The sequence below is a fragment of the Cupriavidus sp. BIS7 genome (assembly GCF_000292345.1).
Taxonomy (GTDB): domain Bacteria; phylum Pseudomonadota; class Gammaproteobacteria; order Burkholderiales; family Burkholderiaceae; genus Cupriavidus.
This window is the reverse complement of the sequence record NZ_ALOU01000058.1, coordinates 1-23655: the sequence shown is the minus strand read 5'-3', so window position 1 is coordinate 23655 and position 23655 is coordinate 1. Positions and strand designations below refer to the sequence as shown.

Below are 23655 nucleotides of genomic sequence, written 5' to 3'. Positions count from 1 at the left end.
TCGAGGGGTCAAATCATGCAACGGGTACAACAATTGAAGAACCTGGGCCGTCGCGCTCAAAAGGGTTTCACGCTGATCGAACTGATGATCGTCGTCGCGATCATCGGTATTCTGGCCGCTATCGCAATTCCGCAGTATCAGGACTACACTCGCCGTGCTCGCGTGTCGGAAGGTCTGGGACTCGCGGATCCGGTTAAGACGGCAATCGGCGAAACCTTTCAAACTCGCGGTCCGATCAGCATGGCAACCGCGATCGCCGACAATGGTGCCAACAACATTGGCTATGCATTCCCCGGCGCGACGCAAAACGTGACCGGCATTGCTGTCAGTGCAGCTGGAGTTATCACGATCACCTATACTGCTGCGGCTGTTGGCGCGGCCGGCACCCTGACGCTGACCCCGACGAGCGCGGCTGGCGGCGCTCTTGATCTCTCCGCTGCTGGCACGGTCTGGCCGGGCCAATGGACTTGCGGTATTGCTGGCGACATTCCGAACAACCTGCGTCCTGCAAACTGCCGTACGTAATAGTTAGCTAGATGCTGGTCAGGGCGCCTTCGGGCGCCCTTTTTCGTTATGAAGACCCCAATTGCCAAATTCGACGTCGCTTGCTGAATCGGTTGAGGGCGGGATATTGAGCGAACACTATGGCCAGCTTCCATGCCATCCAGTGCCAGCACAGCAGCAATCGTTGCCGATGCAATCCGCCAGAATTGCACGCCGAAAAAACAAAACCGACACGTGCTTTCGCAGGTGTCGGTTCTTAGCTTAACTACGCTGTTTTTGTCTGCCGGTGGTCGAATCCGTCGGCAGCTTTTTGTTTGGCGGAGAGGGTGGGATTCGAACCCACGGTACCGTCGCCGGTACGCCTGATTTCGAGTCAGGTACATTCGACCACTCTGCCACCTCTCCGGTAACTCTTGCTTGTGGCCACATCACGTCGCTGCGTTAGCGGCGAAACCAAGATTATAGGGACATTGCTATGTTCTGTGCAAGTCCCTGCGGCAACTATTTTTACGCTTCCGGTTCCAGGCGCGTGATGCCGCCCATATACGGCTGCAGCGCCTTCGGCACGGTCAGCGAGCCATCGGCGTTCTGGTAGTTCTCGAGGATTGCCACCAGCGTGCGGCCCACGGCCAGGCCCGAGCCGTTCAGCGTGTGCACCAGTTCCGGCTTGCCCTGCCCCGCGCGCAGGCGGGCCTGCATGCGGCGCGCCTGGAAGTCGCCCATGTTCGAGCACGAGCTGATTTCGCGGTACGTGTTCTGCGCCGGGATCCACACTTCGATGTCGTAGGTCTTGGTGCTGCCAAAGCCCATGTCGCCCGTGCACAGCACCACGGTGCGGAACGGAAGTTCCAGCTTCTTCAGGATCGTTTCGGCGTGGCCGGTCATCTGCTCGAGCGCGTCCATCGACTGCTCGGGCTGCACCACCTGGACCATTTCGACCTTGTCGAACTGATGCTGGCGGATCATGCCGCGCGTGTCCTTGCCGTACGAACCCGCTTCCGAGCGGAAGCAAGGCGTATGGGCCACGAAGCGCAGCGGCAGCTTTTCCGCGGCGACGATCGCGTCGCGGACCATGTTGGTCAGCGGCACTTCGGCGGTGGGGATCAGGTAGAAGTTCTCGATGGCATCCTGGCCATCTTCACCGCCAACCTTGCGCGGTACCTTGAACAGGTCGTCCTCGAACTTCGGCAACTGGCCGGTGCCACGCATCGACGCAGCATTGACGATGTACGGCACATACATCTCGGTGTAGCCGTGTTCGAGCGTATGCGTGTCCACCATCAATTGGACCAGTGCGCGGTGCATGCGCGCCACGCCGCCACGCAGGAACGCAAAGCGCGAGCCGGTGACCTTCGATGCGGTTTCGAAGTCGAGGCCGAGCTTGGCGCCGACGTCGACGTGATCTTTGACCTCGAAGTCGAACGTGCGCGGCGTGCCTACGCGACGGACTTCGACGTTGTCGGTTTCGTCCTTGCCCGTCGGCACGCTTTCGTGCGGCAGGTTCGGGATCGACAGCATTGCGTCGCTGATCTGGTCCTGGATCTCGGCCAGGCGCTGGGCGGAGGCCTTCAGCGTATCGCCGATACCGGCGACTTCGGCCATCGGGCCAGAGGCGTCCTCGCCCTTGCCCTTGAGCATGCCGATCTGCTTCGACAGGCTGTTGCGGCGCGCCTGCAGATCCTCAGTCTGGGTCTGCAGTTGCTTGCGTTCGGCTTCGAGGCCCTGGAACAGGGCCACGTCTAGTTGGAAGCCGCGCGTGGCAAGGCGCTTGGCCACGGCGTCGATGTCTTTGCGGAGCAGCTGGATGTCGAGCATGTTGCTTGGTCGATGTGCAGTGCCGGCAACATGCCGGCGAACGCGACATTTTACTGCACTGGCATGACCTGCCCGGTACGAATCTGAAAGGAAATCCGTCTCTGTTCGGACTTTGCCGGACTTTGCCGGACTTTGGCCCCGATCAGTCCTTGCCGGACTTGCCGCGCTGGTCGCGACGCCAGGCTTCGTCAAGCTCGCGCAGATGCCGCAGCTTGTCGCCGATCTTGCCTTCCAGCCCGCGTGGCGTCGGCTGGTACCAGTCCTGGCGGCGCAGATCGTCGGGCAAATAGTGTTCGCCTGCCGCGTACGCCTCGGGCTCGTCATGGGCGTAGCGGTACGCGTGTCCGTAGCCGAGTTCCTTCATCAGCTTCGTCGGCGCATTGCGCAGGTGCACGGGCACGGGCCGCGACTTGTCCTTCGATACAAAGGCTCGCGCCGCGTTGTAGGCGTTGTAGCCGGCGTTCGACTTGGGCGCCACGGCCAGGTACAGCAGCGCCTGCGCCAGTGCCAGTTCGCCTTCAGGCGAGCCAAGCCGTTCGTAGGTCTCCGACGCATCGAGCGTGATGCGTGCCGCACGGGGATCGGCCAGGCCGATGTCTTCCCATGCCATGCGCACGATGCGGCGCGCCAGGTAACGCGGGTCCGCGCCGCCGTCGAGCATGCGGCAGAACCAGTACAACGCACCGTCCGGGTCCGATCCGCGCACGGACTTGTGCAGCGCGCTGATCTGGTCGTAGAACGCATCGCCGCCCTTGTCGAAGCGGCGCAGGTTTTCGGAAAGCGCGCTGCCCAGCAGCGCCGTGTCGATCAAGTCCGCACCGGCGTTGCGCGCGGCACGTACCACGATCTCGATGTTGTTGAGCAGCTTGCGGCCATCGCCATCGGCCGAGCCGATGATCAGGCCCATCGACTCATCGTCCCATCGGATGCCGCCAAGCTCCTCGCTGGCGCGCAGCACGAGCTGCTTCAACTCGCCCTCGTCCAGGCTCTTGAGCACGTAGACGGCCGCGCGGGACAGCAATGCGCCATTGACCTCGAACGACGGGTTCTCGGTCGTGGCGCCGATAAACGTGAACAGGCCGCTTTCCACATGCGGCAGGAACGCGTCCTGCTGGCTCTTGTTGAAGCGATGCACCTCGTCGACGAACACCAGCGTGCTCCGGCCATGCGCGCGGAACTGCTCGGCACGCTCGACTGCCTCGCGGATGTCCTTGACGCCCGACAGCACTGCCGACAGCGCGATGAACTCGGCATCGAACGCATCCGCCATCAGCCGCGCCAGCGTGGTCTTGCCCACGCCTGGCGGGCCCCACAGGATCATCGAATGCGGCTCGCCCGACTCGAACGCCACACGCAGCGGCTTGCCCTGGCCCAGCAGGTGCTGCTGGCCGATGACTTCGTCTATGTTGCGCGGGCGCAGGCGCTCGGCCAGCGGCATGCGGGAACGGTCAGGGGGATCGGAGAACAGCGAATCCGCCACGGTGCTTGAGCCTCTCAAAGTGGTGCAGCCGCAAGCGCGGCCCGCAAACGCCACAGTGTAGACCATCGGCACCGCGTGCCATCGGCGTCACCCTCGCCGTCACCATCGACATCAGGAGGCGACGACGGACTCCCAGGGCGACCGGATATCGGACAGGAAGCGTTGCGCGCGCGGATGCTCGGGCTTCTGGAAGAAGCGTTCCGGCGTGGCGCGCTCGAGGATTTCGCCCTGATCCATGAACAGCACGCGGTCCGCCACTTCCCGAGCGAAGCCCATTTCGTGCGTAACACAGACCATGGTCATGCCGTCGCGCGCCAGCCCCTTCATCACCTGCAGCACTTCGTTGACCATTTCCGGGTCGAGCGCCGAGGTCGGTTCGTCGAACAGCATGACCGGCGGCTTCATCGCCAGCGCACGGGCAATTGCCACGCGCTGCTGCTGGCCGCCCGACAACTGCCCCGGATAGGCCGATGCCTTGTGCGGCAGGCCCACGCGTTCAAGCAGGCTCATCGCAAAGGCCCTGGCCTCCTGCAGCGACATCCGCTTGAGCCGCACCGGCGCAAGCGTGCAGTTCTCGATCACCGTCAGGTGCGGAAACAGGTTGAACTGCTGGAACACGAAGCCGATGCCACTGCGCAGCGCATTGACGTCCACGTTGTGCGCATGGACATCCTGCCCGTTGACGATGATCCGCCCCTTCTGGATGGCCTCAAGCCGGTTCAGCGTGCGAATCAGCGTGGACTTGCCAGAGCCCGATGGTCCGCACACGACCACCACTTCGCCCTTTGCCACGGATTCATTGACGTCGACCAGCGCCTGGTAGTCGCCATACCACTTGCTGACATGTTCGATGCTGATCATGATTTACACCTTCACTGCGGAACGTGATGCAAGCCGGCGCTCAAGCAGATACGCACAGCGCGTCAGCCCGAAGCACATCACGAAATAGCTGAATGCCAGCAGCAGATAGACCTGCGCCGCCTGGGTCAGCATCTGGGTGCTGATCTGACCGGCGATAAACGACACTTCCGGCAGGCTGATGATATAACCGAGTGACGTTTCCTTGATCGTCGAGACAAGCTGGTTGACCAGCGACGGCAGCATGTTGCGCAGCGCCTGCGGCAGTATGACCAGCGCCATTGCCTGCGCGTACGACAACCCGAGCGACCGCGCGCTTTCCATCTGGCCGCGCGGCAGCCCCTGGATGCCAGCCCGCACGATTTCCGCCAGGTACGCACCGTCGAAGACCACCAGCGCAACCAGCATCGTCGCGAACTGCGGCGTGCGAAGCCCCGTCACCGAGGGCAGCAGGAAGTACGCCCAGAACACCACCATCAGCAGCGGCGTGCCGCGCACGATGTAGATCAGGGCCGTGGCGGGCCAGCGCAACGCGCTGAACGGGCTCACACGGCACAGCCCCAGCACGATGCCGACCGGCAGCGCCAGCACCAGGCCGGCCGATGCGAGCATCACGGTCAGCACCAGCCCGCCAAGCGGGCCATTCGGATACTGGCCGATAAGGAAGTAGAGACCGTAGTTCTGGATGACGTCGAGCATGGCTAGATGGTCCGTACCGGGTACCGGTGCTGGTACCACAACGAGAACAGCGTGATCGACATCGATATGGTGAGGTAGGCCAGCGTGGCAAACGCGAATGACTCGAAGCCGCGGAACGTGGCGCTTTCCACCTGCTGCGCCTGGTACATCAATTCGGCCACGCCGATCACCATGGCGATGCTGGAGTTCTTCCAGAGGTTAAGCGTCTGGTTCACCAGCGGCGGCACGGTGACGCGCAGCGATTGCGGCAGGACCACCAGCCGCATCGAAGCCAGGAAACTGAAACCGAGCGCGCGGCTGGCTTCCAGTTGCTCCTTCGGAATGGAGCGAATGCCGCTGCGGATGTCCTCCGCCATATAGGCGACCGTGTACAGCACCAGCGCGATCAGTGCGCTGACCGCTTCATAGTTGTGCTCGTACAGCCAGCTCTTGAGTGCGAACGGCAGCAACTGCGGCGCGCCGAAATACCAGAACAGCATGTGGGCCAGCAGCGGAACGTTACGGATGGCTTCCACATAGGCTTGCCCGATGGCCCGCAGCGGGGCCACTGGCGCGAGCCGCAACAGGGCGATCACGATAGCCAGCGGCAGCGATATCACAAACGCGAGGACCGACAGCTTGACGGACATCACGAAGCCGCTGACCAGCCATTCGTGATACTGCCCGGACAGCAACATCGACAGGTTGAAGGTGGGCATGGCATGCGGCTGTCCGGCGTGGTGCCGGACAGCGCCAGGGAGGTTTATCTAGCCTCAGTCGATCTTGTCAGTGGAGATCTTGAACGAGCGCGGCGGGAACTTCATCTTCGTGTTCGGCCCGAACCACTTGTCAAAGAGCTTCTGCGCGTCGCCATCGGCTTCCATCTTGGTCAGCACCTGGTTGACCTGGTTGCGGAACCCGGTCTCGCCCTTCCGGATGCCCAGCGCAAGGTGCTCGCTGGACAGGTACTGCGGCACAAGCGTGTAGTCCTTGGCCGCCGGCCCAAGTTTCACCAGGTTGCTCACCAGCGAGGTCTCGTCGTTGACGTAGGCCACGCCCTTGCCCTGCTCCAGCGCCAGCAGCGCCTGCGGGCTGTTGTCGAACGACACCACGGAGGCATTCTTGATCTTCGCGGCAATGTTGGTTTCCATCGTGGAACCCTTGACCGTCAGGATCTTCTTGCCGTCCAGCTGCGCCAGCGTGGTGATGCCGCTGTCCTTCCTGACCATCGCCTTCTGACCGGTGATGAAGGTGGACAGCGAGAAGTCGATCTGCGATTCGCGCTCCTTGTTGTGCGTCAGCGATGCCGCCAGCAGGTCCACATGCCCCTGCTGGAGTTCCGGCAGGCGGGCCGCCACGGAAATCTGCTTGAGCACGGTTTTCACGCCGAGGCTCTTGGCCACCGCGTTGCACAGGTCGACGTCATACCCGACGATCTCGCGGCTGCCCGGATCGACATAGCTGAACGGCTCGTCCGTGCCAAGCACGCCGCACACCAGTTCGCCCTTGGCCTTGATGTCCGCCAACTGGTCGGCACTGGCCGGTAATGCGGTCAGCGCAAGCGCCGACAACGTTGCCACGCCTGCGAGTCGGCGGAGTGTCCGCCCGAAGTCTGCTTGCATGTTCTCTCCTCTGTAGAAGGTCTTGTTGGGTGCGGCTGGACCATAGTCTATTTGTGACGCTTCCGGTTCGATGTACGGGGGAACCCTATCTTCGCCACACCATGCCCCGATCCGGCCCGGCTCACGCCGGACGCCTAGATCCGCCCCGGCTCACCCCTAAAGTCCGCTGCGACAGCGCCGATAACACCCAATGGCCCGCGTCTCGACCGATGCGGCACGCATCGCGCGGGTGCGGCTGCCGGCCACGAAGACCCTGGCGGACTTTTGTCGCTATATCGATATTCGGGGATTTGTATGCTGCGTTACCGCATGCTGATGTTCAAGTTGAACCGGCTGGTGAGCAAGAACAAGCTCAGCGGCGTGGAAGAGATTTCTCTGGCGGGACAGTTTGCCGAGCTGGTCGAATCGCAGGAGGAAGCCGACCGCATCATCGCGGACCTGGTCGATCATGTGAATCCGCAGGTACGCCGCATCGGCCTTGCCGCCATCCGGCGTACACGCCGCTTTGGCGGCCGGATGCTGATGTCGGCGCTGCTGCGCCGCCTGGCCGACGTGGAAGGCTGGCTGCGCCACGATGCAGTGTGGATCGTGCAGGAAGGCGCGCTCGATGGCGCCGAACTGCGGGCCGCACTGCGCCGCGTGGCGGGCAACGTGCGCCTGCCGCAGGATGCGGTCCGGGCCCGCGCCAATCCGGCCGACGGCCCGCTTCACGCAGCCGTTCGCGCGCGCCAGGCACTGGACGTACTGATCGAAAAATCGGCAGCCGCGCACAATGCGGCACTCGCAGCGGGCGGCGGCCTGGCCGGCGCCACGGACGGCAAGCCTTATGCGCAGGACTCCGTCGGCCATATCCGCGCCGTGCATCGCCAGTTGCAGCGCAAGCTGGCAGGCCGCAAGCTAAAGAGCAGCACAAAGCTCAAGTTCAAGAAGGTGGAGCCGCGCTTCGCCGAGAACGACAATCGGCGCTTCCTGCTCTGAGCGCAAACTCTGAGCACAATGCGGCGGCGCAACGCGGCATCGCGAGAGTCATGCGTCATATGCTGCTTCGCAGCATTGAGCAGGTTTGCGATCCGATCTGAATTATTTCGATATCGGGGACCGGGGCGGCCGGGGCTGACCTACCATGACCAAGTCCGGCACTGGTGCCGGCATTTCAGGAGGAAGCCGCTGCCATGGCCATCACGACCCGCGTCCGCAAGAAGAAGAAATACCGCAAAGCCGTGCTGAATTTGCGCGCGGCAATCAAGCGTGGCGATGCCGAGGCGATCCGCGTCCGGCGCGAGCAGTTACAAGCTCTGCCGAAACCGCGCCAGCGCTACGCGCGCGAAGGGCACAGCCAAACCTAGAGGCTGTTTAAGAATGATTCTGGCGTCGTTGCGCGGCCTTGCCGTACCACTTGTACTGTCTGCGGCCGCGCGCCTAGCCAGAACCGCTTCGCTTCATTCTGAAACAGCCTCTTAGCCTTTGGCCCGTTCAGTGAGCTTTTTCATCGCATCGGCGGGCAGCGGGCCATGGCAATTGCGCTCGCCGCCGGCCTCGCCCACCACCAGCCAGACCTTGTCCGGCGTAGCGCTCGGATGGAACAGCCATGCCGGGCCGCGCGCCGTATTGCTGGCCGGCAGATCTTCCAGCGTGCCGTTGTAGGGCGATTGCAGCATCGTTGCGCAGTCGGTCTGCGAAATGCGCGTGGCCTTGAGGAAGTCCGGGTTGCCGAGCACTTCCGGTAGCGCCGTATCCGAACCGCGCAGGAACGCATCGACGTCAAAGTGACTGGCCTGGGAGGCCGCGCAGGCGGACAACACCAGCGCCGCAGCCAGCGTGGCGCCCGGCATTGCCAGGCGTCGAAGGGGGATGAATGCGGGGGCGTCCTTCATGTCGATCCTCACTGCTTCATGACATCAGCGCCCTTCGGCACCGTGAAACGGAAAGTGTCCGCCGGCAGCGACGGGTTCTTCTGGATCGCCGAGAACGTCAGCATGGTGGTATTGCCGAACGCGTCGCGCAACTCCATCGCCTCAAGGTTGCCGCCCTTGAAGCCGATGCCGATCCGCTCGAATTGAGTGTCCTTCGCCTTCGGCGTCAGCTCCAGCCATTCCACGCCATCGCGCGTCTCGCCGTTCTTCACGTCGAAATTCTTTGTCAGGTCATTGCTGCCGAACAGGATCGCCGCCGGGCTCGAACCCAGCGCACCATCGAGCTTGCGCTCGGTCACCTGGTTCAAGTCCTTGTCGTAGATATAGAGGGTCTGGCCGTCCGCCTGCAACAACTGGTCGTAAGGCTTGATGTAGCGCCACGTGAACTTGCCCGGGCGCGCAAAAGCGAACGTACCGCTGGACGTGCCCGCCACCTTGGCATCGGCGCCCTTGCCCTTCATTTGCTGCTGCGTGAACTCGCCGCGTGCGGACTTCACGCTGGTGACAAAGCTCTGCAACTGGTCGGTGGCCGCCGCCTGGGCGGCAGGCACGGCACCAAGCAGTGCCAGTGCGGCGCACAGTGGCGCGAGAATGCGGTATCGCATGGATCGAATCCCTTCCTGAGTCACTGATGTCCGGTTGGAGCGTTGCACGGAATCGGGAATTCCGCGCAACGTGTGTGACGGGCGTAACGGTATGTTACCCGTCACATCGGCGGCCCGGAACCGCCTGGGACTGATGTGGCCGCTTCACTCGTCGTGCACAGCGCTGCCGGCCGGCACGAGGATGTCGCGGTTGCCGTTGCCCGACATTGCCGAGACGAGCCCGGCCTTCTCCATGTCTTCGAGCAGGCGAGCTGCGCGGTTGTAGCCGATACGCAGGTGGCGCTGCACCAGCGAGATCGATGCGCGGCGGTTCTTGATCACCACTTCCACGGCCTGGTCGTAGAGCGGATCGGCTTCGCCGCCGCCACCGCCAATACCGGCACCGCCGCCCAGGCTGTCGCCCGCGCCGTCGCCTTCGGCCAGACCGCCTTCGAGAATGCCTTCGATATAGTTGGCCTCGCCGCCTTCCTTGAGCTTCTCGACCACGCGGTGCACTTCGTCATCGGACACGAATGCCCCGTGCACACGCACAGGCATGCCGGTGCCCGGTGCCAGGTAGAGCATGTCGCCCATGCCAAGGAGCGCTTCCGCGCCCTGCTGGTCCAGGATCGTGCGCGAGTCGATCTTGCTGCTCACCTGGAATGCGATGCGCGTGGGCACGTTGGCCTTGATCAGGCCCGTAATCACATCCACGGACGGGCGCTGCGTGGCCAGCACCAGATGCAGGCCCGCCGCACGCGCCTTCTGGGCGATCCGTGCGATCAACTCTTCGACCTTCTTGCCCACCACCATCATCAGGTCGGCCAGTTCGTCGATCACGATCACGATCGTCGGCAGCTTTTCCAGCGGTTCCGGCGCGTCCGGCGTCAGGCTGAACGGATTCGGAATCTTCTCTTCCTTGGCCGCCGCTTCCTCGATCTTCTTGTTGTAGCCGGCCAGGTTGCGCACGCCGAGCTTGCTCATGAGCTTGTAGCGGCGCTCCATCTCGCCGACCGCCCAGTTCAGCGCGTTGCCGGCCTGGCGCATGTCCGTCACCACCGGGCACAGCAGGTGCGGGATTCCCTCGTAGACGCTCATTTCCAGCATCTTCGGATCGATCAGAATCAGGCGGACCTGCTCCGGCTTGGCCTTGTAGAGCAGCGACAGGATCATCGCGTTGATGCCGACGGACTTGCCCGAGCCAGTGGTGCCGGCCACCATGCAGTGCGGCATCTTGGCGAGGTCGGCCACCATCGGCTTGCCGGCAATGTCCTTGCCAAGCGCCATGGTCAGGTTCGACGCGCTTTCGTTGTAGATCTGCGAGCCAAGGATCTCCGACAGGCGCACGGTCTGGCGCTTCGGATTCGGCAGTTCCAGGCCCATGTAGTTCTTGCCCGGAATCGTCTCTACCACGCGGATCGACACCAGCGACAGGCTGCGGGCCAGATCCCGTGCGAGGTTGACCACCTGGCTGCCCTTGACGCCGGTGGCAGGCTCGATTTCATAGCGCGTAATAACCGGGCCCGGATAGGCGGCCACCACCTTGACGTCGACGCCGAAGTCCTTGAGCTTCTTCTCGATCAGGCGCGAGGTGTATTCGAGCGTCTCGGCGCTGACCGTCTCCAGGTGCGTGGGCATCGGATCGAGCAGCGACAGCGGCGGCAGGTCCGAATCCTGGATGTCCGCAAACAGTGGCTGCTGCTTCTCGCGCTCCACCCGCTCGTGCTTCGGCACCGCCTGCGGCCGCACAATTTGCACCGGCGTGGCCTCTTCCTGCTTCACGCGCTGCACTTCCACGGTCTCGGTGCGTTCGACCTTGGCCGCGGCGCCGATGATGCGGTCCTGCTTGTTCTCGCGGCGCGCCTTGAAGCCCATGAACAGCGTCTCGACGAAGGCCCCGACGTGCTCCGCCACCGACAGCCACGAGAAGTGGAAGAACAGCGACAGCCCGATCGCAAACATCAGCAGCAACAGCAACGTTGCGCCGGAGAAGCCGAGCGCCAGTTGCAGCCAGCCGCCAAGCAGGTCGCCCAGCACGCCGCCCGGCGCGCGCGGCAGCGCCGAACGCAGCGGATACATGCGGATGGCCTCCAGACCCATGCTGGAGACCAGTGTCAACGCGAATCCGATCCAGCTGATGGCCACGCTGTGTTGCGCTTCGGCCACGCGCTCGGGCAGTTCGGCCGTCAGTTCGCGCCAGCCGCGCCAGCAGCGGCGGATCAGCAGCACGCTCCACCAGTAGGCAGAGAAACCGAAGATGAAGAACAGGACGTCGGCCAGCCAGGCACCCACGCGGCCGCCAAGGTTATGGATTTCGGCGACCTGGCTGGCGTGCGACCAGCCTGGATCAGCCTTGCTGTAGCTGGCCAGTACGCAGAGGAAGCCAAGCGTGACGGCGAGCAGCAGGAACCAGCGCACCTCGCCCAGCAGCTTGCCGATTCGAGAGGGAAGTGCCGACGGGTCGGTCCGGGTAGTCGTGGTAGCGCGCGCCATGCGTCAGGGTCGGTTCGTGGGTACGAAGTGGACGATGGCGGCCATTTTAACCTTGGCCGGCACTATCGCCCCCATTGGAATTTGCAACAGTCGACAAAACGCCATGCCACATATAATGGCGGTTTCGAGTGACACCGGCGCAACCGCCGCGCCGGCGCACTCGCTGCCTACAGGAATGCATCATGTCCGCAAAACACGCAAAAGTGCTGATTCTCGGGTCCGGTCCGGCCGGCTACACCGCCGCCGTCTACGCTGCCCGCGCCAACCTGAACCCGGTGCTGATCACCGGCCTGGCCCAGGGCGGCCAGCTCATGACCACGACCGACGTGGAAAACTGGCCCGCAGATGCTAACGGCGTGCAGGGCCCGGACTTGATGCAGCGTTTCCTGGCGCATGCCGAGCGTTTCAACACCGAAATCATCTTCGATCACATTCACACGGCGAAGCTGACGGAAAAGCCGATCCGCCTGATCGGCGACTCGGGCGAGTACACCTGTGACGCACTGATCATCGCCACCGGCGCATCGGCCCAGTACCTTGGCCTGCCGTCCGAAGAAACTTTCATGGGCCGCGGCGTTTCGGCCTGCGCCACCTGCGACGGTTTCTTCTACAAGAACCAGGAAGTGGCCGTGATCGGCGGCGGCAACACGGCCGTGGAAGAAGCGCTCTACCTGTCGCATATCGCCAGCAAGGTCACGCTGATCCACCGCCGCGACAAGTTCCGCGCCGAGCCGATCCTGGTGGACCGCCTGATGCAGCGCGTGGAAGAAGGCCGCATCGCACTGCGCTATGACAGCACGCTTGACGAAGTGCTCGGCGACGAATCGGGCGTGACCGGCCTGCGCATCCGCAGCACCAAGGACGCCGCCCAGACCGAGGAACTGAAGCTGGCGGGCGTGTTCGTGGCCATCGGCCACAAGCCGAACACGGACCTGTTCGAAGGCCAGCTCGAGATGAAGAACGGCTATATCGTGACCAAGAGCGGCCTGTCGGGCGACGCCACGGCCACCAACATCCCGGGCGTGTTCGCCGCTGGCGACGTGCAGGACCACGTCTACCGCCAGGCCATCACCAGCGCCGGCACGGGCTGCATGGCCGCGCTGGACGCCCAGCGCTTCGTGGAAGCCCTGAAGTAATCCTCGGGATTTGCCGAATAGGCATCCCCACTGAATCGGGCCGGTTTTTGACCGGCCCGATTCTTTATAATCGACGCCGAGCCCCCTGCCCTCCTAGAGAAATCCTCCATGTCGCACGGCGCCAAACCCACATCCAAGCCCCCCACGCGAATGGGCCTGCACGATCTGGCCCGCGTGCGTGACAATCTCAAGGCCGACGCCGAACGGCGCGAGGCCGAGCGGCAAGCCGCCGAGGCCGCCGCGAAGCGCGCCGAGGAAGAAGCCAACGTTTTCCGTTCCAGCGTCGGGCAGGTCAGCAACCTGCGCGACCGCAATCGCGTCCAGCATCCATCTGCCAAGCCGGCCCCGATCCCGGTGCAGACGCAACGCAACGACAAGGCAGTGCTGGAAGCGTCGTTGTCCGATGAGTTCGATGTCGAGAACCTGCTCGATATCGACGAGACCATGTCGTTCCGCCGCCCCGGCATCGGTGAGGACATCATCAAGAAGCTGCGCCGTGGCGAGTGGGTGCCACAGGACAAGATCGACCTGCACGGCATGCGCTCCGACGAAGCGCGCGAGGCCCTGGCCAATTTCCTGCGCCGCTCGGTGCGCAATGGCGTGCGCTGCGTGCGCGTGATCCACGGCAAGGGCATCGGGTCGCCAGACAAGCTGCCGGTGCTCAAGGGCAAGGTGCGTAGCTGGCTGGTCCAGAAGGAAGAAGTCATCGCCTTCGTCCAGGCGCGCGAATCGCAGGGCGGCGCCGGCGCGCTGATGGTCCTGCTTCGCCAGCCGAAGACCTGAGGACCGGATGCATCTCCACCTGCCGTTCGATCTGCTGATGGGGCGGCTGCCCCTGATCCTGCACGTCATGGAAGTGATCGGCGTGCTCGCGTTCGCCGTCTCGGGCGTGGTCGATGCCCGCAAGCAACGGCTCGACGTGGTCGGCACGTTCGTCGTGGCATTCGCCACGGCGTTCGGCGGCGGCACCGTGCGCGACGTGCTGCTGGACCGCCGCCCGTTCTACTGGGTCGATCACGAGTACTACGTGCTGCTGATCTTCGTGATGTCGTTCGGCGCTTCGTTCGTCTTCCGCGTGGTCAGCAAGGTGGCATCGGACCGCACGATGCTCGTGGCCGACGCGATCGGACTCGGACTGTTCTCGGTCACCGGCACCTCGCTGGCGCTGGTGGCGCAGATGACGCCGACCGTGGCCGTGATGATGGGCATCATCTCCGCCGTGTTCGGCGGCGTGGTGCGCGACGTGCTCTGCAATGAAGTCCCGATGATCCTGCGTGACCGGTCACCGTACGCCACCTGTTCGTTCGTCGGCTGCTGGGTCTACGTGGGCCTGACATGGCTGCGCGCAGATCAGGAAGTGGCGCTGCTGTCCGGCGCGCTGGTGACGATGGGGATGCGGCTGCTTTCGGTGCAGCTGGGGTGGAAGCTGCCGAGTTAGCGCGACCCGACCTCGGCAAGGCTGTTGGTTGTTTGACGGCCAACGCCGCGAGCCACGCCCAAGTGGTGTCAGGAGGTAGCGTCTTGGCTCTCTCTCCCCTCATGGGGAGAGAGTGGGAGAGAGGGGTGGGCTAGCCAAGGAACCACAAGGAGCAAAGCTGTCGGTTTGCTCCAGCACGACAGCGTTTTGAACCGCCGGCCCTCTCCCCCAGCCCCTCTCCCGCCTTGCGGGAGAGGGGAGCAAACCCCAAAAACAAAAAGACCGGCGTTTGCCGGTCTTTCCTCAATCGCTATCCCGCTTAGATCGCCGCTTCGTCCTGCTCGCCGGTACGAATGCGGATCACGCGTTCGATTTCGGTGACGAAAATCTTGCCATCGCCGATCTTGCCGGTGTGGGCAGCCTTGACGATCGAGTCGAGCACCGTGTCGAGCTGGTTCTCGGCCACCACCACCTCGATCTTGATCTTCGGGAGGAAGTCGACCACGTACTCGGCGCCGCGGTAGAGCTCGGTGTGGCCCTTCTGGCGACCGAAACCCTTGACCTCGGTCACCGTCAGCCCCGTCACGCCGACGTCGGCAAGTGCCTCACGCACTTCGTCGAGCTTGAACGGTTTGATGATGGCGGTAATCTGCTTCATGGCTGGCCTCTGTCTCTCATGGTTTCGGAAGATGACAGATTCTAGCCCGAAACACCACATGGCGATTGCGGGCATGCCCACACAACCGCAATCCACCCCAGATCACGCCCCCGTCACACACCCATCACACCCGTCTCAGGGTTGATCCAGGGGCCGGCCGCTCAGTCGGGAATCCGGTCCAGATCGCGCACCCAGACCGCCGATTCCCCGTCGCTAGGCGCGCGCCAGTCGCCGCGCGGCGACAGCGACCCGCCCGAGCCCACCTTGGGCGCGTTAGGCACACAGGACCGCTTGAACTGGCTCGTGCGGAAGAAGCGGTCAACAAAAATGCCAAGAATGCGCTTGATTTCCGGCAGTTGATAGGCGTTTCGGGTCACATGCGGGCCGTTCGGCCAGGTTCCGCGCTCGACGTCACCCCAGGCGTGGAGTGCCAGGAAGGCGACCTTCGACGGCGCAAACCCGAAGCGCAGCGTGTAGTACAGGTTGAAATCCTGCAATTCGTACGGCCCAATGATCTGCTCGGTCTTCTGCTCCGGTGCCTTGTCCTGCCCTGCGCCGGATGCGCTGCTCGGCACCAGTTCCGGGCTGATGTCTGTGGCCAGCACAGCCATCAGCACATCCTGCCCGGCGCTGGCTACCTGCCCGGTTTCGGCCACCCAGCGCACCAGGTGGCTGATCAGCGTCTTGGGCACGCTGGCGTTGACGTTGTAGTGCGACATGTGATCACCCACGCCATAGGTGCACCAGCCCAGCGCCAGTTCGCTGAGATCGCCCGTGCCGATCACGATCGCATGGTTGTGATTGGCCAGCCGGAACAGGTGGTTGGTGCGTTCGCCGGCCTGCACGTTCTCGAACGTGACGTCGTAGACCGGCTCGCCGCGCGAGTACGGATGATCGAGATCCTTGAGCATGGCCAGGCAGCTTGGGCGAATATCGATCTCACGCGCGGTGCAGCCCACCAGCTTCATCAGTTCCCGGGCCTGCTGCAGCGTGCGGTCGCTCGTGGCGAAGCCGGGCATCGTATAGGCCAGGATGTTCGAACGCGGCAGGCCCAGGCGATCCATCGCCTTCGCGCAGACCAGCAGCGCATGCGTGGAATCAAGCCCGCCCGAAACGCCAATGACCACCTTGGAGATCTTGCTGGACGACAGCCGCTGCACCAGCGCCTGCACCTGGATGTTGTAGACCTCCATGCAGCGCTCGTCGCGCTGGCGCGGGTCGGACGGCACATACGGGAAGCGCGCGACCTTGCGCTGCAGCGGCATTGCCTGCGTGGACGGCACCTCCACGCTGAACGACACCGTATCGAATCGCTCCACCTCCTCGCGATGGCGGCGCACCGACTGGCCAAACGACGTCTGGTGCATGCGCTCGCGCGACAGCCGCTCCAGGTCGACGTCGGCAAACACCAGGTGCGAATCGTCGGCAAACCGCTCCGATTCACCGAGCAACTCGCCGTTCTCGTAGATCAGCGCCTGGCCGTCCCAGGCCAGGTCAGTGGTGGACTCGCCCTTGCCCGCCGACGTGTACAGGTAGGCCGCCAGGCAGCGCGCCGATTGCTGCGATACGAGCTGATGGCGGTAGCCGGACTTGCCAATTACGATGTTCGACGCCGACAGGTTCACAAGCACCGTGGCCCCGGCCAGCGCCGCGAACGACGAAGGGGGGATCGGCACCCATACGTCTTCGCAAATTTCCGCATGGAAGCGGAAGAACGGGATGTTCTCGATCTCGAACAGCAGATCGGCGCCGAACGGCACCTCCGCGCCGAGCAGCGTGACCAGCGGCGTGGCCGCGCAGTCCGCCGAGCTGAACTGGCGCGCCTCATAGAACTCCCAGTAGTTCGGCAGGTATGTCTTGGGCACCACACCCTGCACCTTGCCGCCCGCCACCACCACCGCGCAGTTGAACAACTGGTGCTCCACCAGCACCGGCATGCCAACAACCATCGCCGCGTTGATGCCCGCCGACGCCTCCACGATCCGCTGCAGCGCCAATTCGCATTCGCGCAGCAGCGCACGCTGGTGGAACAGGTCATCGCACGTATAGGCCGGCAGGCCCAGTTCAGGGAACGCCACCAGCACGGCGCCGCCGTCGGCAGCCTTGCGCGCCAGCGCGATCGTCTGCTCGGCGTTGAAGGCAGGATCGGCCACGCGGCACTCGGGCACGCCCACGGCCACGCGCGCAAAGCCGTGGGAATAGAGGTTGAAGAACGGGTGAGTCATGGATGGCCCAGGATGGAGGGGGCTGAGGATGCCTGCATTCTACGACGCACACGCGGCGCGTGCTGCCCCCGCACCCTGCACCGCAGCATCGTTTCCGGTAGACTCGGCCAGCATCTGGCCGTGGACAACCTGCCCTTCCCCGCATTCATGAGCGAATCGCGCCTCAGCCCCAACTACCGCACGGAAATCGTGCAGGACCTCGCCGAAATCGACGCCGCCGACTGGGATGCGCTGCTTGCCGCGCAGGATGAACCCACGCCGTTCCTGCGCCATGCGTTCCTCCAAGCGCTGCACGCCAGCGGCAGCGCCACTGACGATACGGGTTGGTCCCCACGCTTCGTGACGCTGTGGGTGCCAGACGGCAAGGGCCCCGGGCGCGATCGGCTGGCTGCGGCGATGCCGCTCTACGCCAAATCCCACTCCTACGGCGAATACGTGTTCGACTGGGCCTGGGCCGATGCCTACCGTCAGCACGGCCTGCCCTACTACCCGAAATGGCTCGCCGCGATCCCTTTCACGCCGGTACGCGGCGCACGCCTGCTGGCCGAGGACGAACTCTCGCGCCGCGTGCTGCTGCGCTTTGCGCTGGGACTGGCCAAGGAAAGCCAGTTGTCGTCACTGCACGTGCTGTTTCCGTCGGACCATGAGGCCGATCTGATGGACGAAGCCGGCATGATGATGCGCCACGGCGTGCAGTTCCACTGGACCAATCCCGGCTACGAGAGCTTTGAGGCGTTCCTGGCCACGCTATCGCAGAAGAAGCGCAAGAACATCCGCGCCGAACGCCGCCACGTGGCTGAAGCCGGCATCACGTTCCGCCATCTGCGCGGGGCGGAGATTGACGACAACGCATGGAAGTTCTTCAACCGCTGCTATCGCCAGACCTACCGCGAGCACCACTCCTCGCCCTATCTGAACCTTGATTTCTTCCGACGCATCGGCGCGGCGATGCCCGAGCACCTGCTGCTGGTGGTGGCCGAGCGCGAAGGCCGCGACATCGCCAGTTCGCTGCTGGTCTACGATGCCGATCCGGCGGTCAGCACGCTGTATGGCCGTTACTGGGGCGCGCTCGAATACCACGCGTGCCTGCATTTCGAGACCGCGTACTACCAGCCGCTGGAGTTCTGCATCAGTGAGGGCATCGGCACGTTCGAAGGCGGCGCGCAGGGCGAGCACAAGATGGCACGCGGCTTCCTGCCCGTGGCCACGCGTTCTGCGCACTGGCTGGCACACCCGTCGTTCGCGGATGCGGTGGAACGCTTTCTGGTGCGCGAGCGCGAGGGGATCGACGCCTATCTGGATGAGCTGAACGAAAGGAATCCGTTTGCGGGGGGACGTGAGTAGCCGCCCAGAAACAAGAAACCCCGCCGATTCGGCGGGGTTTCTTCAACTACGCAACAGCCAGCGAATTACTTCTTGAAGTTCGCCACGCCGTCGGTGATTTCCTTGTGGGCTTCCTCGATGCCAGCCCAGCCTTCCACCTTGACCCACTTGCCGGCTTCGAGTGCCTTGTAGTTCTCGAAGAAGTGCTTGATCTGGTCGAGCGTGTTTTGCGGCACATCCGACAGGCCCTTCATGTGGGCGGTGGCCGGGCTCAGCTTGTCCACGGGAACGGCCACGAGCTTGGCATCCACGCCCGACTCGTCGGTCATCTTCAGCATGCCCAGTGCACGGCAGCGCACTACGGCACCGGCCAGGATCGGGAACGGGGTGATGACCAGCACGTCCACCGGGTCGCCGTCGCCCGACAGCGTCTGCGGGATGAAGCCGTAGTTGGCCGGATAGCGCATGCCCGTGCCGATGAAACGGTCCACGAACAGCAGGCCGGTTTCCTTGTCGGCCTCGTACTTCACGGGATCGCTCTGGGCCGAGATCTCGATGATGACGTTGAAATCGTTGGGAAGGTCCTTGCCCGGGGAGACGAGGTTGAAGCTCATGAGAGTTCTCCGAATGCCTGTGTGATGGGATGGCCGGCATTATAGCGGTTTGCTTCTTACCGCTGGCTGACATCGGGGTGCCTTGCACGCCGCGCGCGGTGCGCGATAATGCGGCATTCCCGAATTCAGCAATGGCTCCATAACAGAGCCGTGGAGACCTGCATGCATGCCCAGCATTTCGTCGCCAACCGCCTGATCGCCCCGGATTCGGGCCTGCGCATCAAGGTATTCGATCCGTCCAGCGGCCAGCCGTTCGCCGAGATCGCACGCGGCAACGCCACCGATATCAGCGTGGCCGTGCACGCGGCCCGCAGGGCCGCCGATGGCGCCTGGGGCACGATGTCCCCGGCCGATCGCGTGCGCCTGCTGAACCGCGTGGCGCTCAAGCTGATCGATCACGAGGATGAACTGGCCGCGCTGGAAGCGCGCGACACCGGCAAGCCGCTGCGCCAGGCCCGTGCCGACGCGCGCGCGGTGGCCCGCTACTTCGAGTTCTACGCGGGCGCCGTGGACAAGCTGCACGGCCAGACCATCCCGTATCAGCCCGGATATACGGTGCTGACCGTGCGCGAGCCGCACGGCGTGACCGCCCACATCATCCCGTGGAACTACCCGCTGCAAATCTTCGGCCGCAGCGTGGGCGCGGCGCTGGCCGCCGGCAACGCCTGCGTGGTCAAGCCGGCCGAGGATGCCTGCCTGTCGCTGCTGCGCGTGGCTGAACTGGCTGCCGAGGCCGGCCTGCCCGAAGGCGCGCTGAACATCGTCACCGGCTACGGCCATGAAGCGGGCGCGGCGCTGGCCCGGCACCCCGGCATCAACCATATCTCGTTCACCGGCTCACCGGAGACAGGCAAGCTCGTGGCGCAGCTTGCGGCAGAGAACCATGTGCCCGTGACGCTGGAGCTTGGTGGCAAGTCGCCGCAGATCGTCTTTGCCGATGCGGACCTCGATGCGCTGCTGCCCGTAGTGGTCAACGGCATCGTGCAGAATGCAGGCCAGACCTGTTCGGCCGGCAGCCGCCTGCTGGTGGAGCGGCCCGTCTACGAAAACCTGCTCGACCGGCTCTCTGGCGTGTTCGAATCGCTGCGCGTGGGGCCGTCCGAACTCGATCTCGAATGCGGCCCGCTGATCAGCCGCAAGCAGCAGCAGCGTGTCTGGGATTTCGTCTCCGACGCGCAGCACGCTGGTATTGCCGTTGTGGCGCAGGGCCAGATCGTGGCCGAGGCGCCCGAGGCCGGTTACTACCAGGTGCCGATGCTGTTCCGCGACGTGCCGCCCAAGCACCGGCTGGCCCAGGAGGAAGTATTCGGCCCGCTGCTGGCGGCGATGCCGTTCGACACCGAGGACGAGGCCGTGCATCTGGCCAACGGCACCCCCTACGGCCTTGTGGCCGGACTCTGGACGCGCGACGGCGCGCGGCAGTTGCGGCTGGCCCGCAAGCTGCGCGCTGGCCAGGTATTCATCAACAACTACGGCGCCGGCGGCGGCGTAGAACTGCCGTTCGGCGGCACCGGCCAGTCAGGCTATGGCCGCGAAAAGGGCTTCGAAGCCCTGTACGGATTCACCACTCTGAAAACCATTGCAATTCAACATGGGTAACATCAATTTCCTGTCGGTCGCTTTCGCCATCTTCTTTTTCTGGATGGCCTGGCACGTGAGAAACAAGCGCGCCACGAACCCGTCCGGCATGCCGCGCCTGCAAGTGTTCCGGCGCAAATGGGGCGACACGCTCGGGGACCGCATCCACTGGTGCCTGTACGTCGCCCTGCCCTTTCTGCTGGCGATCATGATGGTCGGCAATGCATTAAAAGGCAAAGGCCCCTTTCACTAAGCATTCCCGGTAGCCGAGCGCGGCACAGACCGCGCCGGACCTCACAACAGGAGACAGACGATGACCAGGCTGGCTGGCAAGGTAGCGGTAGTCACAGGTGGCGGTTCGGGCTTTGGCGAGGGCATTGCGCATACGTTTGCGCGCGAGGGCGCCAGTGTGATGGTGGCGGACCTGAACGTCGATGCGGCCGAGCGCGTGGCCGCTGCGATTCGCGAGGCGGGCGGCATTGCCCGCGCGGTGCGTGCCGATGTCTCGCTGGGCGATGACGTTGCCGCGATGCGCGATGCCACGCTGGCCGCGTTTGGCGATGTCCACTGCGTGGTCAACAACGCGGGCACGACCCATCGCAACAAGCCGATTCTGGAAGTCACCGAGGCCGAGTTCGATCGCGTCTACGCGGTCAACGTCAAGAGCATCTACTGGTCGGCCCACCACTTCATCCCGCATTTCCGCCAGCGCGGCGGCGGCAACTTCGTCAACGTGGCCTCCACCGCAGGCATCCGGCCTCGCCCCGGGCTGGTCTGGTACAACGGCAGCAAGGGCGCGGTCATCGTCGCCAGCAAGGCCATGGCCGCCGAGCTTGGCCCCGACAATATCCGCGTGAACTGCGTCAACCCGGTGATCGGCGCCACGGGCCTGCTCGAACAGTTCATGGGTCTGCCCGATACGCCCGAGAACCGCGCGAAATTCCTGGCAACGATTCCGATGGGACGCATGTCAACGCCGCAGGACGTGGCCAACGCCTGCCTGTACCTGGCGTCCGACGAAGCGGCCTTTATCACGGGCACCTGCATCGAAGTGGACGGAGGACGCTGCGTCTGAGGCCATCCCCGGCATTCATTTTTCCAACCGAGCGGTAACGTCGTAAAACAACGCAAAGACCCAAAGAGGAGACGCAATGACAACGACCGCAGTCAGTTCCGGCGCGCAAGATGCCGGCTTCGAGGACGCCACCTACCGCAAGGTGAGTTGGCGCCTGGTGCCCTTCCTGTTGCTCTGTTACGTGGTGGCCTACCTGGACCGCGTCAACGTGGGCTTCGCGAAGCTGCAGATGCTTGGCGACCTCAAGTTCAGCGAGACCATATATGGTCTGGGCGCGGGGATATTCTTCATCGGCTACTTCATTTTCGAAGTGCCGAGCAACGTGATCCTGCACAAGGTGGGCGCGCGCATCTGGATCGCGCGGATCATGATTACGTGGGGCGTGATCTCCGCCGCGATGATGTTCGTCAGCACGCCGACCATGTTCTACGTGCTGCGCTTCCTGTTGGGCGTGGCCGAGGCAGGCTTCTTCCCCGGCATCATCCTGTACCTGACGTACTGGTATCCGGCCAGCCGGCGCGGGCGCACCACCACGTATTTCATGACCGCGGTCGCGCTGGCTGGCGTGATCGGCGGCCCGCTGTCCGGCTGGGTCATGCAATCGTTCGATGGCCACAACGGCTGGGCGGGCTGGCAATGGATGTTCCTGATCGAAGGCATCCCGTCGATCCTGGTGGGCCTGTGGGTGCTGGCCTATCTCGACGACCGCATCACGCACGCCAAGTGGCTGACCGATGACGAGAAGTCGCTGCTCGAACGCAATATCGCCAGCGAGGACCAGCACAAGGAAGACCCGCCAGTGGCCAAGGTGCTATTCAGTCCGCGCGTGTGGCTGATGAGCGCGATCTACTTCAGCTTTGTGATGGGCCTGTACGGCGTGAGCTTCTGGCTGCCGACGATCATCAAGCAGACCGGTGTGAAAGGCGCGTTCGACGTGGGCCTGCTGACGGCGATTCCCTACGGCTGCGCGGTGGTCGGCATGATCCTGTTCGCACGCAGCGCGGACCGCCGTGGCGAACGCCGCTGGCATATCGCGATTCCGGCGCTGGCCGGTGCGCTGGGGCTGGTGCTGTCGGTCCAGTGGCATGGCGACACAACCCTGGCGATGCTGGCGCTGACGCTCGCCACGATCGGCATCCTGACCACGCTGCCGCTGTTCTGGAGCATGCCAACGGCCTTCCTGGCCGGCACGGGTGCCGCTGCTGGCATCGCGCTGATCAACTCGCTCGGGAATCTGGCGGGCTTCCTCAGCCCCTACGCGGTAGGCTGGCTCAAGGACATGACGCAGAGCACGGACTCAGGCATGTACCTGCTGGCCGTCTGCATGGTGATTGGCGCGGCGCTGACGCTGTCAGTGCCGGCGAAGATGGTGAACACGCGGGACAAATAAGCGGGACAAATAGCGCGATGGCGTTAGCGATGCGCTCCCCTCTCCCACCTGTGGGAGAGGGGTTGGGGGAGAGGGTGTTGAGGTTCAACTTGCCACATGTCGCAATTTGAACCGCTGGCCCTCTCCCCCTGCCCCTCTCCCGCGTGCGGGAGAGGGGAGCAAACACACCGGATAGGCGAACTGCTTAAGCTTCGCCCAGTAGCTATGCGCTCCCCTCTCCCACTTGTGGGAGAGGGGTTGGGGGAGAGGGTGTTGAGGTTCAACTTGCCACCTTGTGGTGGTCTAATTTCCT

23 protein-coding genes and 1 tRNA gene are annotated in these 23655 nt (G+C 64.0%); 11 read left to right on the top strand and 13 right to left on the bottom strand.

The genetic code is table 11. From position 1 onward, the window contains the following. Positions 1–15 precede the first annotated feature (15 nt). Positions 16–525, top strand: a complete 510-nt coding sequence (locus B552_RS29390) for a pilin (protein WP_019450695.1) — start codon at positions 16–18, stop codon at positions 523–525. Positions 526–819: 294 nt separating this feature from the next. On the opposite strand, the gene B552_RS0119300 is transcribed toward B552_RS29390, so the two are convergent. From B552_RS0119300 to B552_RS0119270, 7 genes are all read right to left on the bottom strand, one after another. After that, positions 820–909: transfer RNA gene (locus B552_RS0119300), tRNA-Ser, on the bottom strand. A 102-nt stretch (positions 910–1011) separates the two neighbouring features. After that, entirely contained in the window at positions 1012–2319 is a 1308-nt protein-coding gene (gene serS / locus B552_RS0119295) for a serine--tRNA ligase (RefSeq protein WP_019450694.1), read from the bottom strand. Positions 2320–2461: 142 nt separating this feature from the next. Beyond that, entirely contained in the window at positions 2462–3799 is a 1338-nt protein-coding gene (locus B552_RS0119290; protein ID WP_026035827.1) for a replication-associated recombination protein A, read from the bottom strand. Between the two features lie 111 nt (positions 3800–3910). Then, positions 3911–4660, bottom strand: coding sequence for an amino acid ABC transporter ATP-binding protein (locus B552_RS0119285; RefSeq protein WP_019450692.1), 750 nt, complete (start codon positions 4658–4660; stop codon positions 3911–3913). A 3-nt stretch (positions 4661–4663) separates the two neighbouring features. Then, positions 4664–5356, bottom strand: coding sequence for an amino acid ABC transporter permease (locus B552_RS0119280; RefSeq protein ID WP_019450691.1), 693 nt, complete (start codon positions 5354–5356; stop codon positions 4664–4666). Between the two features lie 2 nt (positions 5357–5358). After that, positions 5359–6054, bottom strand: coding sequence for an amino acid ABC transporter permease (locus tag B552_RS0119275; protein ID WP_019450690.1), 696 nt, complete (start codon positions 6052–6054; stop codon positions 5359–5361). A gap of 54 nt (positions 6055–6108) precedes the next feature. Beyond that, entirely contained in the window at positions 6109–6957 is an 849-nt protein-coding gene (locus B552_RS0119270; protein ID WP_019450689.1) for an ABC transporter substrate-binding protein, read from the bottom strand. 294 nt (positions 6958–7251) lie between these two features. Between B552_RS0119270 and B552_RS0119265 the strand changes: the two genes are divergently transcribed. Further along, positions 7252–7935 carry a hypothetical protein gene (locus B552_RS0119265; protein WP_019450688.1) on the top strand — a complete coding sequence of 228 codons (684 nt, stop codon included), beginning with the start codon at positions 7252–7254 and terminating at the stop codon, positions 7933–7935. Between the two features lie 194 nt (positions 7936–8129). Beyond that, complete coding sequence (locus B552_RS29115) at positions 8130–8303, top strand: hypothetical protein (protein WP_019450687.1); 174 nt, start codon at positions 8130–8132, stop codon at positions 8301–8303. Between the two features lie 111 nt (positions 8304–8414). On the opposite strand, the gene B552_RS0119255 is transcribed toward B552_RS29115, so the two are convergent. From B552_RS0119255 to B552_RS0119245, 3 genes are all read right to left on the bottom strand, one after another. Continuing rightward, positions 8415–8831: a hypothetical protein gene (locus tag B552_RS0119255; protein ID WP_019450686.1), complete on the bottom strand. Its 417-nt coding sequence runs from the start codon at positions 8829–8831 to the stop codon at positions 8415–8417. Positions 8832–8839: 8 nt separating this feature from the next. After that, positions 8840–9475 (bottom strand): outer membrane lipoprotein chaperone LolA, encoded by a 636-nt coding sequence (gene lolA / locus B552_RS0119250; protein ID WP_019450685.1) that lies wholly within the window; start codon positions 9473–9475, stop codon positions 8840–8842. A 144-nt stretch (positions 9476–9619) separates the two neighbouring features. Next, positions 9620–11947 carry a DNA translocase FtsK gene (locus tag B552_RS0119245; RefSeq protein WP_019450684.1) on the bottom strand — a complete coding sequence of 776 codons (2328 nt, stop codon included), beginning with the start codon at positions 11945–11947 and terminating at the stop codon, positions 9620–9622. A 182-nt stretch (positions 11948–12129) separates the two neighbouring features. Here B552_RS0119245 and trxB point away from each other — a divergent pair, with 182 nt between their 5' ends. The 3 genes from trxB to B552_RS0119230 all read left to right on the top strand — a co-directional run bounded on the left by trxB (position 12130) and on the right by B552_RS0119230 (position 14521). Then, a complete protein-coding gene (gene trxB / locus B552_RS0119240; RefSeq protein ID WP_019450683.1) occupies positions 12130–13083 on the top strand; it encodes a thioredoxin-disulfide reductase in 954 nt (317 codons plus the stop codon). Between the two features lie 108 nt (positions 13084–13191). Then, positions 13192–13866: a Smr/MutS family protein gene (locus tag B552_RS0119235; RefSeq protein ID WP_026035826.1), complete on the top strand. Its 675-nt coding sequence runs from the start codon at positions 13192–13194 to the stop codon at positions 13864–13866. 7 nt (positions 13867–13873) lie between these two features. Beyond that, a complete protein-coding gene (locus B552_RS0119230; protein WP_019450681.1) occupies positions 13874–14521 on the top strand; it encodes a trimeric intracellular cation channel family protein in 648 nt (215 codons plus the stop codon). Between the two features lie 298 nt (positions 14522–14819). Here the strand turns inward: B552_RS0119230 and glnK are convergent, their stop codons facing one another. Together glnK and B552_RS0119220 are read right to left on the bottom strand one after the other, a co-directional pair. Continuing rightward, positions 14820–15158, bottom strand: coding sequence for a P-II family nitrogen regulator (gene glnK, locus B552_RS0119225; protein WP_019450680.1), 339 nt, complete (start codon positions 15156–15158; stop codon positions 14820–14822). Positions 15159–15319: 161 nt separating this feature from the next. After that, positions 15320–17383, bottom strand: a complete 2064-nt coding sequence (locus B552_RS0119220) for an NAD(+) synthase (RefSeq protein WP_019450679.1) — start codon at positions 17381–17383, stop codon at positions 15320–15322. A gap of 147 nt (positions 17384–17530) precedes the next feature. Between B552_RS0119220 and B552_RS0119215 the strand changes: the two genes are divergently transcribed. Further along, the gene (locus B552_RS0119215; RefSeq protein WP_035880098.1) at positions 17531–18727 is read left to right on the top strand and encodes a GNAT family N-acetyltransferase; all 1197 of its coding nucleotides are present in this window, start codon (positions 17531–17533) and stop codon (positions 18725–18727) included. 65 nt (positions 18728–18792) lie between these two features. Here the strand turns inward: B552_RS0119215 and ppa are convergent, their stop codons facing one another. Beyond that, positions 18793–19320, bottom strand: coding sequence for an inorganic diphosphatase (gene ppa, locus B552_RS0119210; protein WP_019450677.1), 528 nt, complete (start codon positions 19318–19320; stop codon positions 18793–18795). Positions 19321–19482: 162 nt separating this feature from the next. On the opposite strand from ppa, the gene B552_RS0119205 reads away from it, so the two are divergent. From B552_RS0119205 to B552_RS0119190, 4 genes are all read left to right on the top strand, one after another. Continuing rightward, entirely contained in the window at positions 19483–20919 is a 1437-nt protein-coding gene (locus B552_RS0119205) for an aldehyde dehydrogenase family protein (protein ID WP_019450676.1), read from the top strand. After that, a complete protein-coding gene (locus B552_RS0119200) occupies positions 20912–21151 on the top strand; it encodes a hypothetical protein (protein ID WP_019450675.1) in 240 nt (79 codons plus the stop codon). The genes B552_RS0119205 and B552_RS0119200 overlap by 8 nt, the downstream gene beginning before the upstream one ends. A 60-nt stretch (positions 21152–21211) precedes the next feature. After that, positions 21212–21973, top strand: coding sequence for an SDR family oxidoreductase (locus B552_RS0119195; protein ID WP_019450674.1), 762 nt, complete (start codon positions 21212–21214; stop codon positions 21971–21973). Between the two features lie 76 nt (positions 21974–22049). Further along, a complete protein-coding gene (locus B552_RS0119190) occupies positions 22050–23363 on the top strand; it encodes an MFS transporter (protein WP_019450673.1) in 1314 nt (437 codons plus the stop codon). Positions 23364–23655 lie beyond the last annotated feature (292 nt).